Annotated in this window: 1 protein-coding gene and 1 pseudogene; both read left to right on the forward strand. The window is 35.2% G+C overall.

Annotation, left to right across the window (positions count from 1 at the left end; translation table 11 throughout):
- Positions 1 to 182 precede the first annotated feature (182 nt).
- Positions 183 to 458 carry a CDGSH iron-sulfur domain-containing protein gene (locus RQ763_RS11785; protein ID WP_314153187.1) on the forward strand — a complete coding sequence of 92 codons (276 nt, stop codon included), beginning with the start codon at positions 183 to 185 and terminating at the stop codon, positions 456 to 458.
- A gap of 163 nt (positions 459 to 621) precedes the next feature.
- A pseudogene (locus tag RQ763_RS11790) lies at positions 622 to 1,162 on the forward strand (diguanylate phosphodiesterase); the annotation flags it as partial.

The following is a 1,162-nucleotide window of genomic DNA, read 5'->3' on the forward strand; positions in this document are numbered from 1 at the left end:
ACCCTAAGCGAAGAGGCAAAAAGAGAGCTTTGCTCTTTGTATAATATAAATGTTGAAGAGTTAAATCAAAAAGAGAAACTGCAACTTAGCGTCTCTTCTTCAGTATAACTATTCTTAATAGCCACCTTGACATTTTGATAATATCGTCACTATAATGATGCAGACCAATCAAAGGATATGTCATGTGTAAAGATGCAATCGTATTTCGCAATAGGCCCGAAGGTGTGACTCTTGAAGCTGGAGTCACATATATGATCTGTGCGTGCGGAAGAAGCAAAGACGGTGTTTTTTGCGATGGAAGTCATGAAACAACGGAGTGTCTTCCCAAAGAAGTGAGTGTTGAAAAGACGAAACAGTACCACATCTGCATGTGTAAAACAAGCGGCAATTTTCCTTTTTGTGACGGAACTCACAGCATTTACAGCGATAGTGAGGTTGGCAAAGCCGTCAAAATTTAAACTGGAGTAGCCTTTTGGCTGCTCCTCTATAATATCAATATAGTAATAATCTCTTTTTCATATAAACTATCATCTAGTAAATTTTTATGCTCGATTTGTATCAGCACTCCCTATTAAGATTTTTCGTGTAAAATATAAAATAAATAAAACAAGGAAGTTGCAAGTGAATATAATTAATATTTCCAAACAAAAGATATTTGACAACAAAAACCAACTCTTTGCTTATGAGCTAGTATTTAAAGACAGCTCTTTAGAGCCTAGTGGCTTCTCTACAAAAATCAGAGAGACAGCGCAGCTTATTATCAGCTCTATAACGAGCAACGAACTTGACAAACTTCTAGGCTCTAAGGTCTTGGCTTTTGTAAACGTAGATGAGGAGTCTCTTCAAAAAGGGGTCTTGGATGTTTTAGACAAGGATAGATTTGTCCTTAATATTTTAGAAGATATTGATTTAAACGAAAAAATAATCGCAAAAATCATTCAATACAAAAAACGAGGCTTCAAACTTTCGCTTGAACACTTTGACTCAAGTGCGGAGATGATAAAAAAATTCAACAGGCTTTTTAACTACATAGATATTATTAAGATGGACGTAGTGCTCTCTTTGCATGAAAATCTTGAGAAGGTTATGGATAAGTTTAAAGGTACCAGAATCAAACTTTTGGCACAAAACATAGAGACAAAAGAGGATTATCAAAAGTACT

The sequence above is a fragment of the Sulfurimonas sp. genome, from assembly GCF_032250635.1.
Taxonomy (GTDB): Bacteria; Campylobacterota; Campylobacteria; order Campylobacterales; family Sulfurimonadaceae; genus Sulfurimonas.